Origin of the sequence: Simonsiella muelleri ATCC 29453, from assembly GCF_002951835.1 — a bacterium.
In the GTDB taxonomy this organism is placed as follows: domain Bacteria; phylum Pseudomonadota; class Gammaproteobacteria; order Burkholderiales; family Neisseriaceae; genus Simonsiella; species Simonsiella muelleri.
In genome coordinates, this window is sequence record NZ_CP019448.1 from 1,807,046 (window position 1) to 1,821,461 (window position 14,416).

A 14,416-nucleotide genomic window follows, 5' to 3' on the forward strand; every position below is an offset into this window, starting at 1 on the left:
TTATGCGGGTATGATGGTCTGTCGAAATATATAGACAATTTATTTAAGAACTTGGTCATGGCAAATGGGATGAGCGTAAGATACAATTAAATTTTCAAGAAGTTAAAATTATGTATTGTTATTTTTCAATCAAAACAACAATTAATTGGGATATAAAACTAAGAACCTGTATTCACAAACAACTATTTACGCCATTCTCAACTCTATCTAATTAAGATATGGCAATTGAATAAAAAGGGGCATAACCCCACTCTTAAAGATACCCGTCAAGATAATCCGAAAGAGAGACAGTTATGCCCCAAGACGAATTTATCATTAAAACGTATCTAATGGTAGATGCTTTATACAATCAGCTCGTTCAAAAACCATTAAGACAAGGTGGCTTTGCACCCAAACTTTCAGATTGTGAACTGATTTGTATGGAAATTGTTGGCGAATTTCTCGGTATGGATACCGATAAAAAAATTTGGCAATATTTCAAACAACATTGGCAAAATTGGTTTCCCAATTTAGGCTCTTACCCTAATTTTGCCAAACAATGTGCCAATTTGTATTGGGTTAAACAACAAATGCATCAAAAAATCACTGCAAATTGGTGTGAGCAAACAGAGTATTATGCAGATGCCTTTCCTATTGCAGTCTGTAAATTTGCCCGAGCTAAACGCCATCAAAATTTTCGTGCATATGCGACGTTCGGTTATTGCGCTTCCAAAAAAGAGACCTATTATGGTTTTAAAGGTCATCTTTTGATTACTCGCTCAGGTATGATTAAAGCCTTTACTTTTACAGCTGCCAATGTTGATGAACGGCAGGTATTACCTGAACTTTTAGAAGGCAAAACAGGGTTTGTTGGTGCGGACAAAGGGTATTTAAGTTCTGAATTAAAAGATGAAATGAAACAAAGCCATATTAATTTACAAACACCTTATCGTAGCAATATGAAAGATGACAGAAGTCCTCAATTTCTCAAATGGCTAAAAAATAGTCGCCGTATGATTGAAACAGTTATTGGTCAATTAACAGAGAGATTTAACATGGAAATAGTTCGTACAAAAAATCTGTTTCACCAATCTAACCGTTTTATTCGGAAAATTTTATCGCATAATTTTTGCTGTTTACTGAATCAACAAATTCAACACCCAATTACTCAATTTGCTGGGTTAATTGGGTGTTGAGAATGGCGTACTATTTGATAAATTTTAATATTTGTGAAATATACCCTAGTTTAACAAAATTTTCAGCAGATAAATTCGTCTGCTCAAAATCTTTTGCTAAACGTCCAGACCAACCTAACCATGCAAACGTTCGTTCCACAATCCAACGTTTGGGCAGAGTATGCCAAGAAATATCTTGAATTTTCTTTGAAATCTCAACAGTTAAACCCAATTGCTCTGATACTTCACGCTCAAATGTATTCCGATAACCTGCGTCTGCACAGAAACCTTTTAAACTCGGATAGGTCTCAAACGCTTTTTTTGCTACAAAAATACCTGCTTTTGTGTCATGAATATTGGCTGCATGAACCACAACAGACAATAGATTACCCAACGTATCAACAGCTACATGTCGCTTACGACCCTTGATTTTTTTACCTCCATCAAAACCTTTATCATGTGTACTAGAAGCTGTTTTGACACTTTGTGAATCAATAATGGCATAGGTTGGCATAGCTTGTTTTTGATGGATTAAACGTTTTTTTGAACCAATGCCAAAAGAATTCTATCCCATAAGCCTGATTGATTGGCTCTGCGATAGAAACTCCATACGGTTGAATAAGATGGAAAATCATTGGGCAGCATACGCCATTGGCAACCTGTTTTGGTCATGTACAAAACGGCATTCACTAATTTACTTTACGTTTATCCCATTTGTAGTGGCGTAGCTGGTTAAAATGTGGCTCAATCGCTTGCCATTGGGCATCTATTAAGTCTGTTGGGTAGGATTTTCTAGTCATAAAGATATTTTATCATTTTTGTGAATACAGCTTCTAAATTTAATTCACTATAAAATGCAGCCTGAAATTTGTTTGTCGTATACCGAAAGGCTGCCTGAAAATCTATTTCACTGACAACTCAAATCCGCTATTTCATATTGCACATTTTCTGCTGCTGTAACCGCAAAATTCACAGGCGCACCGCTGGTGCGAATGCCGTCAAACGCTTGCTCGCGACAATACAAACCGCGCGCTGCTTGAATGCTCATCATGCCGCGATTTTTATCGTGCAAATCCAGCCAAATATTACCTTGTTCTAGGCGCGCGCCACGAATTTCATGGTAGCCTGTAAACAAAGTCAGCGGCAATTTTTGTTGCAAGATAAATACCGCGTCTTCGGCAGAAACCGCTTGATTGCCAACCGCTTGTGCCGTTTTGGGTGCAGCCATATCAGCAGGTTCAGCCGTTGGCGTGATTTTGGGTGCAGATTGCGTTTGCAGGCTGCCTGAAACCGCGTTTTCTGGTTGCTGGCGGCTGCTCTGATAATCCAACGCGCAGGTTTTGATGCCATAAATCAGCACCATCGCCAACACCCATTTCGCCCATTTTTTCCACGCCGCAGGTTTGGCAACATCATCATCGTCCGCCAAATGCGCCGAATATGCCGCATTTTCGTGAAAAGTAACATCATCTTCATCATCGGGCGATTCAATATCTTGCAAAATCGCGTGTAAATTCACGCCCTTTTGCGCGAAATAATCGCTAATCCAATACTGAATATGCTCAAAACGCTTTTCCGTCGCTTTTTCAGTCAGCGTGCCATTTGCCAGCCATTCATTTAACCGCGTTTGGGCGGCAACATCGCCAGCCGCAATCGCTTGTTGCATTTTTTGTCGCGCCAATTCCAACTGTGCGCCACGTTCACGCGGATACGCATCTTCGGCAGCTTTCAATTCCAAAACCAAATACTTCAATTTGCCTGCCACGCTGGCGTTGGTTATGCCAATCGACATCGGCAAATACGCTTTCAACAATTCTTGCCGACATAATTCGGGCGTGAGTTCAGGGACTTGAATAATCAATTCCGCTACCCAACGCATTGCCCGATAATCACCCAGCGAAACCGCATAATTGAGCCAATCCAAGCTTTCTTCAATCGTTTGCGGTACGCCTTTGCCTGTTAAATACAGCAAGGCTAAATACAAAGTCGCGGTAGTATTCACGCTTAATGGGCGTTCAGGTTCATTCGGCTTGCGTTCATTCGCCAACGCTTTGGACAAGGAAATCACACCTTGCGAACACAAAAAAGACACCAATTTTGCTGTTTGTGTGAGCGACAAATCGCGTTGCCAAGCAGCAGCCACTTTCGGCAATGGCACGCTTTTGGGCAAACGCGCCACGCCAATCGGCTCGGCTAAACTCGCCAAAAACGGCTGAATATTCAAATCGCGCAATTTTTGATACGCGCTTTCAGGCAGCTTATTTTTGGCTAACGACTCGGCTAATTCTGCATCATCGGTTTCTACTTTGAAAAATTCATACCAACGGCGATATTCTTGTTGCGCTTTGGCGCGGTAGCTTTCCACAAAACGGCGGTCAGCTTCGCTTATTGTTTGATTATTGATTGATGATTCAACTGCTTGCGTGCCAACTTGGGCTAAATCGCTGATTTGGGGCGACAATAATTCATCGTAACCGCGCCAAAAATCGGGTTCACGCGCCAAAATATTTTGCAAAACAGGAAAAATTTCTTGATTGTTGGCAATAGAATGTGCAGGCTGCTTTGATGATTCTTCTTCAAGCGATTGATGTTGAAGCCAATTTTGATAATGCGCGGTGTGCGCCCAATATTTGGCTGGCAAAATCATCGCTTCATCGCAATCATCGGCAACCACAATCGGAAATGTTGGCAGCGACAAAATACCATTGGGCAAATGCAAACGCCAAATCAATAAACTCGCGCCAAACACAGGCATAGAGCGGCTGATTTGTTTCGGAATGCTGCCTGAAAAACGTGTGCGTTCATCGGTAATATGCGCCGCATAACGCGCCAATTCAGGTTCACTGGGCGTGGTATTTTTCAGCGAAAACAATTCTTTCGCCCATTGGCGCAACACATCAGGCGGCGTGCGACCGCTTTTGTCGTAAATAATTTCGGCAGGGCAATTTGCCGTATCATTGGCTTGAAACAACAAACTATTGGCTTGCACCAACGCCGCCCACACCACGCGCCCACGCTGATAAAGCTGCGGTAGTGCTTGCATTTGTGCCATTAAATCATCGCCTTGTAGCCATTTGGGTGGCAATATTTGCAAATAAGCGCGTTCATTTTTTGGCGTTTGCGCCAAGGCTTGCTGCCAATCGATTGCCAAATGTTGCGCGGTTTCAGGCAGCCTATCGTGTTCGCCATAAGCCTGATAATCGCCTGTGAGCGTTGATGTGTACACCGATTTATCGGGCGCAGCGTCAAACAAACGCGCCAAAATCGCGACCAACGGAAAATGATTGAATTCGCCATCTTCGCGTTGAAAATGGGCAACAAATTCATAATGCAAAATATTCGGGAAAATGGATTCCAACTCGGGATAGCGCGCGTGAAATTCGCCCCAGTCGTACCAAACAGGCGCGGATTTCGCCAAACGTCCGCGCATTTCGCCACAATAAAATACCAATAAAAACAAGAATGTTTGGTTTTCAGGCTGCCTAAAAAAGGTTTCGCGCTGCGGTTGATATTGTTCGCGAATATGGTCTAACAAACGGTCAATGCGTTGCAGGCTGCTTAAAGTGAAATCCAAACGGCAGGCACGTAGTTGCTTTTCAAAGGCTAAACCGTTTGTCCATGCGCTTTGTGTGGCAAAATTTTGCAGATACCACAAAGCGCGAATCGTGGTTGAGTTGGGTTGTTGTTGGGCGAGAAAATCCAGTTGAGTCGGCATGTGTTGATTGCTTTGTAGAAAAATGTTAATTGAGTGAATTTCAGGCAGCCTGCAAAATAATCAACGAGCTTTGCTGTAGGTCGGGCTGGCAGCCCGACATTTTTATTTTGTGTAGGAATTTGTCGGGCAAGCCTGCCTGACTTACGGAGTGTCTTATTCTATTTTAAAACGGCTATGAAATTGTTTTTTAATATAACATTTATCCAAAGATAATTCAAACTGCGCCACATCATTTTTTTCAGGCAGCCTGAAAAATCCCAGCTTTTCATGCAATTTCAAACTAGCGATATTGTGCGGTAAAACTTGCCCGATAATTTTCGCCGCGCCCAATTCTGCAAACGCCCACGCCAAAGCCAATCGCCCCATGCGCGAACCTTGTCCACGCGAACACGTTGGCGCGAGATAGAAACCCCATTCCCAAATATTTTCTGATTGGCGCGTAAAACTTACATACCCTTGCGCGACACCATTTACTTGATAAATCAACATGATAAAGTCAGGATTGCCCAACTGTTTCGCAAACCAAGCCGCATGATTTTCCCAAATCAATTCATCGGTGTTGAACATAAATTGGCGAATATCGGCATGATTGCGCCATTCAAAAACCTGTCGGCAATCGTCCAATGTGGCGCGGCGAATATTGGCGAAATCCTCATTTTTCGTTAAATCTTCAATGTGTTGTGCGACACGTTTCGCACCAAGCGCATCACACAAACGCACGACCTTTTCCGACATTTGCGCCAAATTTTCAGGCTGCCTGAAAAAAGCCACGCATTCGGTAAATTTTGGCGTGTCAATTTCCTGCACGTGTAGCGAAATCGCCGCGCCAACTTGTTGTAATTGCTCGGCAATCGTGCGTTGATTGTTGGCAATCACAAGCAGTAAAGTCGGCAAACCCAAACAACAACGCTCCCAAGACGTGCTGCCAGCCGCGCCAATCGCCCAATCAGATTGCGCCATCAGTTCCGCCATATTGTTTGCGTTTACAAGCACTTGGCATTCAAATGGCGCGGTTTTGGCGAATTGGCGAATGCTGTTGATATGGGGCGCGGTTTTGCCCATCACTACGGTTATTTTCAGGCTGCCTGAATTGTGTTTTTCCAATGATTTCAATATGGATAGCGTGTAATTGTCTTTGTCCACGCCACTTAAATTGATTAACACGTTTTGTGTTTTCAGGCTGCCTGAAACGGTTTTTTTTTTCGTGCCAAACTGATTTCACGAAACATCACAAATTCATCACGCAACAGCGCGTATCGTGTGCCAGCCAACACGCGGCAAGTTTCAGGCAGCAAATGGGCGTAATCTTGCGCGGTGTGGGCGTAGTTTTGGTCAAGCAGCAAATCGGCGGCGTGTGGGCGGTCGTGTAAATCGTCTAACACCATGATTTTGCTACTACAAATATTTTTCGCGGCGGTCTGCCAAATTGCGGAAAGCGCGTAATGGTCGGCGATAATCCAATCGGGCGACAAAGCGCGAATGTGCGGTTCGCAATCAGCAATATCTTGCGCTTGCGTTGTGCCGAGCCATGCGGAATGGGGGAATTGGGGTTCGTTTTCGGTTTGCAGGCTGCCTGAAAATTTAGGCAGCAACACGCATTCAAAGCCTTGTTCGCGCACAAAATCCGCCAAATGCCCAACGTGTTCGCGTGTGATAAATTGCATGAAATGCCCATTTTCGCGCAAGGTTTTGGCGAGCGTTAAGCAGCGCATCATGTGTCCGCTTCCGATTTGTAAACTGGCGTCTGCGCGGATTAGGAATTTCATGTTTTTATCCTTTCAGGCTGCCTGAAATTTAATAAATCTTAACATCATCTTCCGCATTCGGTTGCGAACCGCTCAATAAATGATTCAGCACATCAAAATTGGCGATTTTGGACAATTGCACAAACGCCGCGCCTTTTTGCAGCAAACCGCCCGAATTGGTGTGCGTGTACAAGCGCAACACGCCGTTTTCCACTTCAATTTCGCGCAATTCGGCAAATGGGAATTTTTTGTCTTTCACGGCAATCATTTTATTGCTCAATTTAATTGCGCCAAAATTCAAGGTTTTGCCATCGTTAAATGCTTGCACAATCGCAGGCAACATCGTTTGCGATTGATAATTCAGCAGCACGTCAATCAGCTCTTCCATATACAAAAAAGTCGATGGAATCTTGATTTCTTCCTTGTTTTGTACCAAGCGTATGGAAACGTGTCGTGCTGTATTCACGCCATACACGCGATCTTGAATCCGCCCGATATACATCTGCAACGCTGGCGTAAATTTCACTGTTTTCGTGCCGAGTAGCGATTGCACAATCAAGCCTTTTTCATGCACAAAAATCCGTGAGCGAATGCGGTCTGCTAACACATAAAACGCAGGCAGCCAAATGATGAGCGCGAACACCAAGCCTATTATGTTGCCGTTGTCGAGCCAATCGTTAATCAGAAAAAGATTGAATAATCCAGGGAAAAAGAACCAAAAAATTATCATGCCGTATTGCTTGCGCATGGTGAATAATGGGTTGCCTAATTGTCGTGTGTTCATGTGTGTTCCTTTTTTCAAACTGCCTGACAGGTTAAATTGAGTAAGATTGGAATTTTATTCAAAAATTAAAAAAAACAATTATTTATTTTGCAGACTGCTTGAAAGATTTGGATTAAAGTAAACAATATAAGAACCTGTATTCACAAGCAACTATTTGATAAATTTTAATATTTGTGAAATATACCCTAGTTTAACAAAATTTTCAGCAGATAAATTCGTCTGCTCAAAATCTTTTGCTAAACATCCAGACCAACCTAACCATGCAAACGTTCGTTCTACAATCCAACGTTTGGGCAGAATATCCCAAGAAATATCTTGAATTTTCTTTGAAATCTCACAGTTAAACCCAATTGCTCTGATACTTCACGCTCAAATGTATTCCCTGCGTCTGCACAGAAACCTTTTAAACTCGGATAGGTCTCAAACGCTTTTTTTGCTACAAAAATACCTGCTTTTGTGTCATGAATATTGGCTGCATGAACCATAACAGATAATAGATTACCCAACGTATCAACAGCTATATGTCGCTTACGACCTTTGATTTTTTTTACCTCCATCAAAACCTTTATCATGTGCGCTAGAAGCTGTTTTGACACTTTGTGAATCAATAATGGCATAGGTTGGCATAGCTTGTTTTTGATGGATTACCCGTTTTTTTGAACCAACGCCAAAAGAATTCTATCCCATAAGCCTGATTGATTGGCTCTGCGATAGAAACTCCATACGGTTGAATAAGGTGGGAAATCATTGGGCAGCATACGCCATTGGCAACCTGTTTTGGTAATGTACAAAACGGCATTCACTAATTTACGTTTATCCCATTTGTAGTGGCGTAGCTGGTTAAAATGTGGCTCAATCGCTTGCCATTGGGCATCTGTTAAGTCTGTTGGGTAGGATTTTCTAGTCATAAAGATATTTTATCATTTTTGTGAATACAGGTTCTTAGGATTGCCTGAACGTGTGTTTGACGATTGTTATGATATACTGTACAATTTTTAATTTCTTGAGCCCAAATTTGCATATTAAAGATGAATTATATTAAAAATCAAAACATTGCTTCTATTTTCTTTTTGATATTCATAAGTCAATATGGTTATGCCGATAACATCAGCGAACAAATCTTACCCACCATAACCGTCAAACAAAAACGCCCAACACGCAGCGATAATCTGCTCAAAGGGCGCAAAACCAGCGACCGCATTATCAAAGGCGAACAATTCCGTTCGCGCGGCAGTACCATCGGCGAAGCCCTCAATCAGGAATTGGGCATTCACGCCAATTCGTTTGGGGCTGGGGCGAGTGCGCCGATTATTCGCGGTCAGGAAGGCAAACGCATTCGCGTGTTGCACAATCACGCCGAAACAGGCGATATGTCCAATATGTCGCCCGACCACGCCGTAATGGTAGACAGCATCTTGGCGAAACAGATTGAAGTGCTGCGTGGTACGCCAACCTTGCTGTACAGCTCGGGCAATTCGGCAGGCGTGGTTAATGTCATTGACAACAAAATCCCCACCAAGCTGCCTGAAAAAGGTTATGAAGGCGAAGTCGGTGCGCGTGTCAGCAGTGCGAATTTGGAAAAACTCACGGCAGGCGGCATCACTTTTGGTTTAGGCAAGAATTTTGCCGTCCACGCCGAAGGCATGTATCAAAAAGCAGATAATTACCGTGTACCGTATTTTTCCTATGGCGGTCAAACACATAAGCGCGTGCCAGATACTTGGGCAAAATCACGCAACGGCAGTTTGGGCTTTTCGTGGTTGGGCGAACGCGGTTACTTGGGCGCAGCGTATTCCGAACGCCAAGACCGTTACGGGCTACCTGCACACACGCATAAATACGACAATTACAGCATAGACATTTTGTGGGAAAGTCGCCGCATCATGAAACGCTATTTGCGTTATTATCCGTTTTTGGCAGACGAATCGGATATTGATTTTGAAAATCCGGGTTTATCGCTGAATCACACGCATATTCCAGGTGACTCACACGCCGATGAAGCGCACGACCACACACACGGCAGAGCGTGGATTGACCTGAAAAGCAAACGCTACGACTTGCGCGGCGAATTGAAACAGCCGTTCAAAGGCTTTGATTTACTGCGAACCAGCATCAGCTACACCGATTACCGCCACGATGAAAAAGACGGCAAAATAACGGAAAATTTCTTTAAAAACAAAGGGTATAATGCGCGTTTGGAGTTTGTTCACAAACCAATTGGCAACTGGCAAGGCATGTTTGGTATGCAGCACAATACGCAGAAAAGCAGCGCGTTTTCGCCTGCTTCGCAAGTTGCCCCCAAAGGCGCACAGCAATTGTTACACGACAACCGCAGCACACAGACCGCCTTATTTGGCATTGAACAATATCAAGGCGACAAACACGGTTTTGAAGTGGGTTTCCGCGCGGAAAAACAAAAAATCGCCATTGATTATGATATTGATTTAATTAAAGAAAATAATTCATTTAATTTTCCCTTACCCAATCTGAATCCGCACAAAGAGAAAGCGTATTCGTTTGCTGCCAGCTACAATTGGTATTTTGCGCCCAAACATCAGCTCAGTATCACAGCTTCGCATTTGGAGCGCATTCCCAATTCGCAGGAACTGTACGCGCACGGCAAACACATCGCCACCAATTCTTTTGAAGTGGGCAACAAAGATTTGACCAAAGAGCGTTCCAATAATTTTGAAATCGGCGTGAAATATTCAGGCAGCAAGTGGGATTACAACGTCAATGCCTATTACAACCATTTCAGCAACTACATTTACCTGCTGACCATGAATGACGGTCGCGGTCCCAAATCGTTGGACGAAGAGTTTCCATTACAAGTAAACCGTTATTATCAGGCAGGAGCGCGTTTTTACGGCTTGGAGGCGGCTGTGGGTTACCGTTTTAATCCCAAATACAAATTAACCGTATTCGGCGATTATGTGAACGGCAAATTGGTCAATATTCCCAAAACAGGCGCGGAATACGATTGGTGGGACGAAGTCGTAACCAAATGGCGCGAACACCCAGACCGTCCGACACCACGTTTGCCGCCTTTGCGTTTGGGTATGCGTTTGGACATGAATTTCAACGACAAATGGCAAGCTTCGCTGGATTTCCACCGCATGTTCTCACAAAACAAAACCAGTTATCTGGAACAACCTACCAAAGGGCATAATATGTTAAATGCCGATTTGTCTTATCAAAACAAATACAAAGGTCTAGACTACAAAATTTACGGCAAAGCGGACAATCTGCTCAATGCAAAAGTGTACCGCCACGCCACGTTCCTGCCCTACATTCCGCAAACAGGACGAAACTTCACCGCAGGCGTGAATATCCGTTTCTGAACGAACAGGCAGCCTGAAAACGGATTTTACCGACTTTCAGGCTGCCTGAAACCGCTGTTATGAATATCAAATCATTGAAATCATTTTTAAAAAAGGGGCTGTCCTAGATAACTAGGGTAAATTCTGTTTTACTAACTGTTTTAAAATGGAACAAGAACTTTTATCTCACTGTTGTTAAAACGCCATTCGCACTCCTTTAAATACAGCTCGAAATGCTCTTTGGGAATGCCGTTAAACTTGCGTAAATGACGTTTTGCTTGGTTCCAAAAGTTCTCAATTCCATTGATATGGTTTTGTCGTTCAGCAAAATGTGTGCTGTGATTGATACGAAAACGAAGTTTCAGCGAAGCTAAAATGGCTTTGTCGCTTACATCTAATACATTATAGCTACGATAACAATCCGTATAAACAATACTGTCAGGTTTCACTTGTTCACGGATAATAGGCAATAAAGTAGCGGTTTGAGTATTCGGTACAGTAACCGTATAAATCTTGCCATTTCGCTTCAAAAGCCCGAATACAGCGACTTTACCAGCAGCACCTCGACCGCGTTTGCCTTTGCGTTGTCCACCAAAAATAACTTTCATCTGCTTCTACTTTGCCATCAAACATTTCTAAATGTGGACTGTTTTGATAAATAAGTAATCGTAAACGATGAAAATAATAGGCTGCTGTATTTTTATTAACACCTACTAACTCTGCTGCTGTTCTTGCAGTTACACCTGCGATAAATAGCTCAATGAGTTTATTTTGTTTGTATTGACTTAGACGACTTTTTCTCATAGGGATAATTCTAACTTAATTTGAATTTCCCTAGTTATCTAGGACAGCCCCTTTAATTAATACAAGGCGACAACGCCCACCGTGTAAGAATAGTACATAAGGGCGTTGGCAACGCAATATTAAAAGATAAGTGCATTAACTATAGTTTGATTTCAGGCAGCCAACGTAAAAAGGCTGCCTGAATTTTTTGCGCTATAATTTCGCTTATTTTTCAGGAAAAAAATCATGCAAACTTTAACTATTTTAGGCAGCACAGGCAGCATTGGCGTATCCACATTAGACGTGGTTTCGCGCCACCCCGACAAATTCCAAATTTTCGCGCTGGCAGGACACAGCCAAGTGGAAAAATTGACGGAACAATGCCGACAATTCGCGCCGAAATTTGCCGTTGTCGCCGATGAAACTTGCGCCAATGAATTGCGCAAACAATTAGGCAGCCTGAAAACAGAAATATTGCACGGCAAACAAGCCTTAATTGACATCGCCACCGCCCCCGAAGTAACAGGCGTGATGTGTTCGATTGTGGGTGCGGCTGGTTTACCGTCTGCGTTGGTGGCGGCACAACACGGCAAAACGATTTATTTGGCAAACAAGGAAACGCTGGTGGTTTCAGGCAGCCTGAATAGTATTGATGAATTGTTGGAATTGGATTCGCAAGTTCGGGGGCAAGCTGAAGAAGTAGCGAAAGCGGTTTAACGTAGGTTGGGGCATTACTCAACAATTTATTTTCATTGAGTAAAATGTTTGGTCGCAACCTAACCTACACATTGATATTTTTCAGGCAGCCGCGTAGGTCAGATTCTTGAATCCGATTTTTGCTAAAATTTCAGGCAGCCCAACTTTTAGGCTGCCTGAAAATCAAATTACCCACACCCCCCACATTTCCCACAACCACTTTTACTGCCACACGATTGCTGTTTACTTTTCGGTTTGAAAACATATTTTCGCGCCACAAACACCACGCACCCCAACACAATCGCCGCCACAATCAACTCTTGAATACCCATTACATCAACCCTTTCACAATTTGATGCGTTACCAACGCAAAAAAGTAAGCCAATCCAAACAGATAACCCGTAATTATCCAAGTTTGTTTTGCCGATTTCGTTTCACGGCGAATCGTTGCCAACGTCGCCAAACACATCGGCGCGTACACATACCACGCCAAAAACGCAAACGATGTAGCCAAACCCCAATCCTGCGTTACGATTGGCGAAAGCGCATTCAAAATCGCGCCTTCTTCTTCTGCACCCACAGCGTACACAGTTCCCAACGCTGCCACCACCACTTCACGCGCCGCCAAACCCGGAATCATCGCAATACACATTTGCCAAGTAAAACCCAATGGCGAAAAAATCGGCTGAATCGCCTTACCCAACATACCTGCCAAACTGTAATCAATCGCCGCACCTGTCGCGCCTTCGGGTGGTTGCGGAAAAGTTGTCATCACCCACAAAATCACGCTCAACGCAAAAATAACCGTACCAGCGCGTTTCAAAAACGCCGACACACGTTCCCACAAACTGCGAACAATATGGCGGAAATTCGGCACGCGATACGTTGGCAATTCCATTAACAACGGAAATTGTTGCACGCTACCTTGTTGTTTTCGCGCCCAAATTTTCATGATTAACGAAACCAACGCCGCCGACACAATCCCAGCCAAATACAGCCCAAACAGCGTCAAACCCTGCAAATTAAACACACCCCAAACCGTTTGTTCAGGAATAATCGCGCCAATAATCAACGCATAAACAGGCAGCCGCGCCGAACACGTCAGCATAGGCGCAATGGCGATTGTTACCAACCGCTCGCGTGGGTCGTTAATCGTCCGCGCCGACATCACGGCTGGCACGGCACATGCAAAACTAGACAGCAACGGAATAAACGCCCGACCCGAAAGCCCTGTTTTTGCTAATAAATTATCCAACATAAACGCCGCGCGTGGCAGATAACCCGAATCTTCCAGCAGCAAAATAAACGCAAACAAAATCGTAATTTGCGGCAAAAACACTAACACACCGCCCACGCCAGCAATCACGCCATTAACCAACAAATCCGCCAAAATCCCTTCAGGCAGCGTTGTTGCAATCCACGCGCCAAACGCCGCGAATAATTCTTCAATCCAGCCCATAATCGGTTCAGCCCAAGCATACACCGCCTGAAAAACCAGCAATAAAATCAACAATAAAACAGGCAAACCAAACATCGGGTGCAATGCCAAATTATCCAACTGCCGATGCCACGCAGGCAGCGTCATATTTTGTTTTACGGCTGCCTGAAGAATCTCATCAACTTGCGCGTACAATTTTTCCGTGTCCAATCGCTTGAATTGGCGTTCTTGCAGCGCAGAATTATCCACAACGATTTGATTTTCAGGCGAATTTTTATGCGGCAATTTCGCCACCGCTTCACGCACCGTATTCACATCATCACGGCGAATCGCCGCCGTCAAAAGCACAGGCACGCCCAATTTTTCAGACAGCACGTCCAAATCAATTTGCAAACCACGCGCTCGCGCCACATCGCCCATGTTCAACGACACCACCATCGGCAAGCCAATTTCTTTTAATTCCAACATCATACGCAAGGTCATACGCAAATTCGTTGCGTCCGCCACCGCGATAATCGCATCAGGGCGGCGACCTTGTTTGCCGAGTAATACATCGCGCGTAACCGCTTCGTCCGCGCTGGTGGTGTGCAAGCTGTACGTACCCGGTAAGTCTATGATTTCAATGTGTTCATGGTTCAACATTTTGCCGATACGCTTATCTACCGTAACGCCAGCGTAATTGGCAACTTTCGCATTCATGCCTGTTAAACCATTGAATAAAACCGTTTTTCCGCAATTTGGTGCGCCGACTAGCGCAAATTGAGCCAACATAATGATTTCT

The 14,416-nt window shown here is 43.9% G+C and carries 12 protein-coding genes and 3 pseudogenes; 3 read left to right on the forward strand and 12 right to left on the reverse strand.

Going from position 1 to position 14,416, the window contains the following annotated elements; all coding sequences use genetic code 11:
• Positions 1 to 293 precede the first annotated feature (293 nt).
• Entirely contained in the window at positions 294 to 1,175 is an 882-nt protein-coding gene (locus tag BWP33_RS08995; protein ID WP_104930280.1) for an IS982 family transposase, read from the forward strand.
• Positions 1,176 to 1,185: 10 nt separating this feature from the next.
• Here BWP33_RS08995 and BWP33_RS12750 read toward each other — a convergent pair whose 3' ends face one another.
• The 9 genes and pseudogenes from BWP33_RS12750 to BWP33_RS12770 form a co-directional block, all read right to left on the reverse strand.
• Positions 1,186 to 1,707, reverse strand: a complete 522-nt coding sequence (locus BWP33_RS12750) for an IS5 family transposase (RefSeq protein ID WP_425319633.1) — start codon at positions 1,705 to 1,707, stop codon at positions 1,186 to 1,188.
• Complete coding sequence (locus tag BWP33_RS12755) at positions 1,686 to 1,844, reverse strand: transposase (RefSeq protein ID WP_155999540.1); 159 nt, start codon at positions 1,842 to 1,844, stop codon at positions 1,686 to 1,688. The genes BWP33_RS12750 and BWP33_RS12755 overlap by 22 nt, the downstream gene beginning before the upstream one ends.
• 217 nt (positions 1,845 to 2,061) lie before the next feature.
• Positions 2,062 to 4,869, reverse strand: a complete 2,808-nt coding sequence (locus tag BWP33_RS09010) for a hypothetical protein (protein ID WP_002641635.1) — start codon at positions 4,867 to 4,869, stop codon at positions 2,062 to 2,064.
• A 153-nt stretch (positions 4,870 to 5,022) separates the two neighbouring features.
• Positions 5,023 to 6,033: a GNAT family N-acetyltransferase gene (locus BWP33_RS13020; protein ID WP_002641634.1), complete on the reverse strand. Its 1,011-nt coding sequence runs from the start codon at positions 6,031 to 6,033 to the stop codon at positions 5,023 to 5,025.
• 11 nt (positions 6,034 to 6,044) lie between these two features.
• Positions 6,045 to 6,635, reverse strand: a complete 591-nt coding sequence (gene pseG / locus BWP33_RS13025) for a UDP-2,4-diacetamido-2,4,6-trideoxy-beta-L-altropyranose hydrolase (RefSeq protein WP_002641633.1) — start codon at positions 6,633 to 6,635, stop codon at positions 6,045 to 6,047.
• Positions 6,636 to 6,663: 28 nt separating this feature from the next.
• Positions 6,664 to 7,398, reverse strand: coding sequence for a DUF6585 family protein (locus tag BWP33_RS09020; protein ID WP_002641632.1), 735 nt, complete (start codon positions 7,396 to 7,398; stop codon positions 6,664 to 6,666).
• A gap of 275 nt (positions 7,399 to 7,673) precedes the next feature.
• Positions 7,674 to 7,904, reverse strand: coding sequence for a hypothetical protein (locus BWP33_RS12765; protein WP_398408272.1), 231 nt, complete (start codon positions 7,902 to 7,904; stop codon positions 7,674 to 7,676).
• Positions 7,898 to 8,013, reverse strand: a pseudogene (locus tag BWP33_RS13320) (transposase); the annotation flags it as partial. The pseudogene BWP33_RS13320 and the gene BWP33_RS12765, both read right to left, overlap by 7 nt.
• 29 nt (positions 8,014 to 8,042) lie before the next feature.
• Complete coding sequence (locus BWP33_RS12770) at positions 8,043 to 8,306, reverse strand: transposase (RefSeq protein ID WP_104930382.1); 264 nt, start codon at positions 8,304 to 8,306, stop codon at positions 8,043 to 8,045.
• 120 nt (positions 8,307 to 8,426) lie between these two features.
• Here BWP33_RS12770 and BWP33_RS09035 point away from each other — a divergent pair, with 120 nt between their 5' ends.
• Positions 8,427 to 10,739 carry a TonB-dependent receptor gene (locus BWP33_RS09035; RefSeq protein ID WP_002641630.1) on the forward strand — a complete coding sequence of 771 codons (2,313 nt, stop codon included), beginning with the start codon at positions 8,427 to 8,429 and terminating at the stop codon, positions 10,737 to 10,739.
• Between the two features lie 111 nt (positions 10,740 to 10,850).
• Here BWP33_RS09035 and BWP33_RS09040 read toward each other — a convergent pair.
• Positions 10,851 to 11,522 (reverse strand): annotated as a pseudogene (locus BWP33_RS09040) (IS1595 family transposase).
• A gap of 225 nt (positions 11,523 to 11,747) precedes the next feature.
• Between BWP33_RS09040 and BWP33_RS09045 the strand changes: the two are divergent.
• Positions 11,748 to 12,143, forward strand: a pseudogene (locus BWP33_RS09045) (1-deoxy-D-xylulose-5-phosphate reductoisomerase); the annotation flags it as partial.
• A gap of 242 nt (positions 12,144 to 12,385) precedes the next feature.
• Here the strand turns inward: BWP33_RS09045 and BWP33_RS09050 are convergent.
• Both BWP33_RS09050 and feoB read right to left on the reverse strand, forming a co-directional pair.
• On the reverse strand, positions 12,386 to 12,529 hold the full coding sequence (locus BWP33_RS09050) for a hypothetical protein (protein ID WP_002641626.1): 144 nt from the start codon (positions 12,527 to 12,529) through the stop codon (positions 12,386 to 12,388).
• A complete protein-coding gene (feoB, locus tag BWP33_RS09055) occupies positions 12,529 to 14,409 on the reverse strand; it encodes a ferrous iron transport protein B (protein WP_040628736.1) in 1,881 nt (626 codons plus the stop codon). The genes BWP33_RS09050 and feoB overlap by 1 nt, the downstream gene beginning before the upstream one ends.
• Between the last annotated feature and the right edge of the window lie 7 nt (positions 14,410 to 14,416).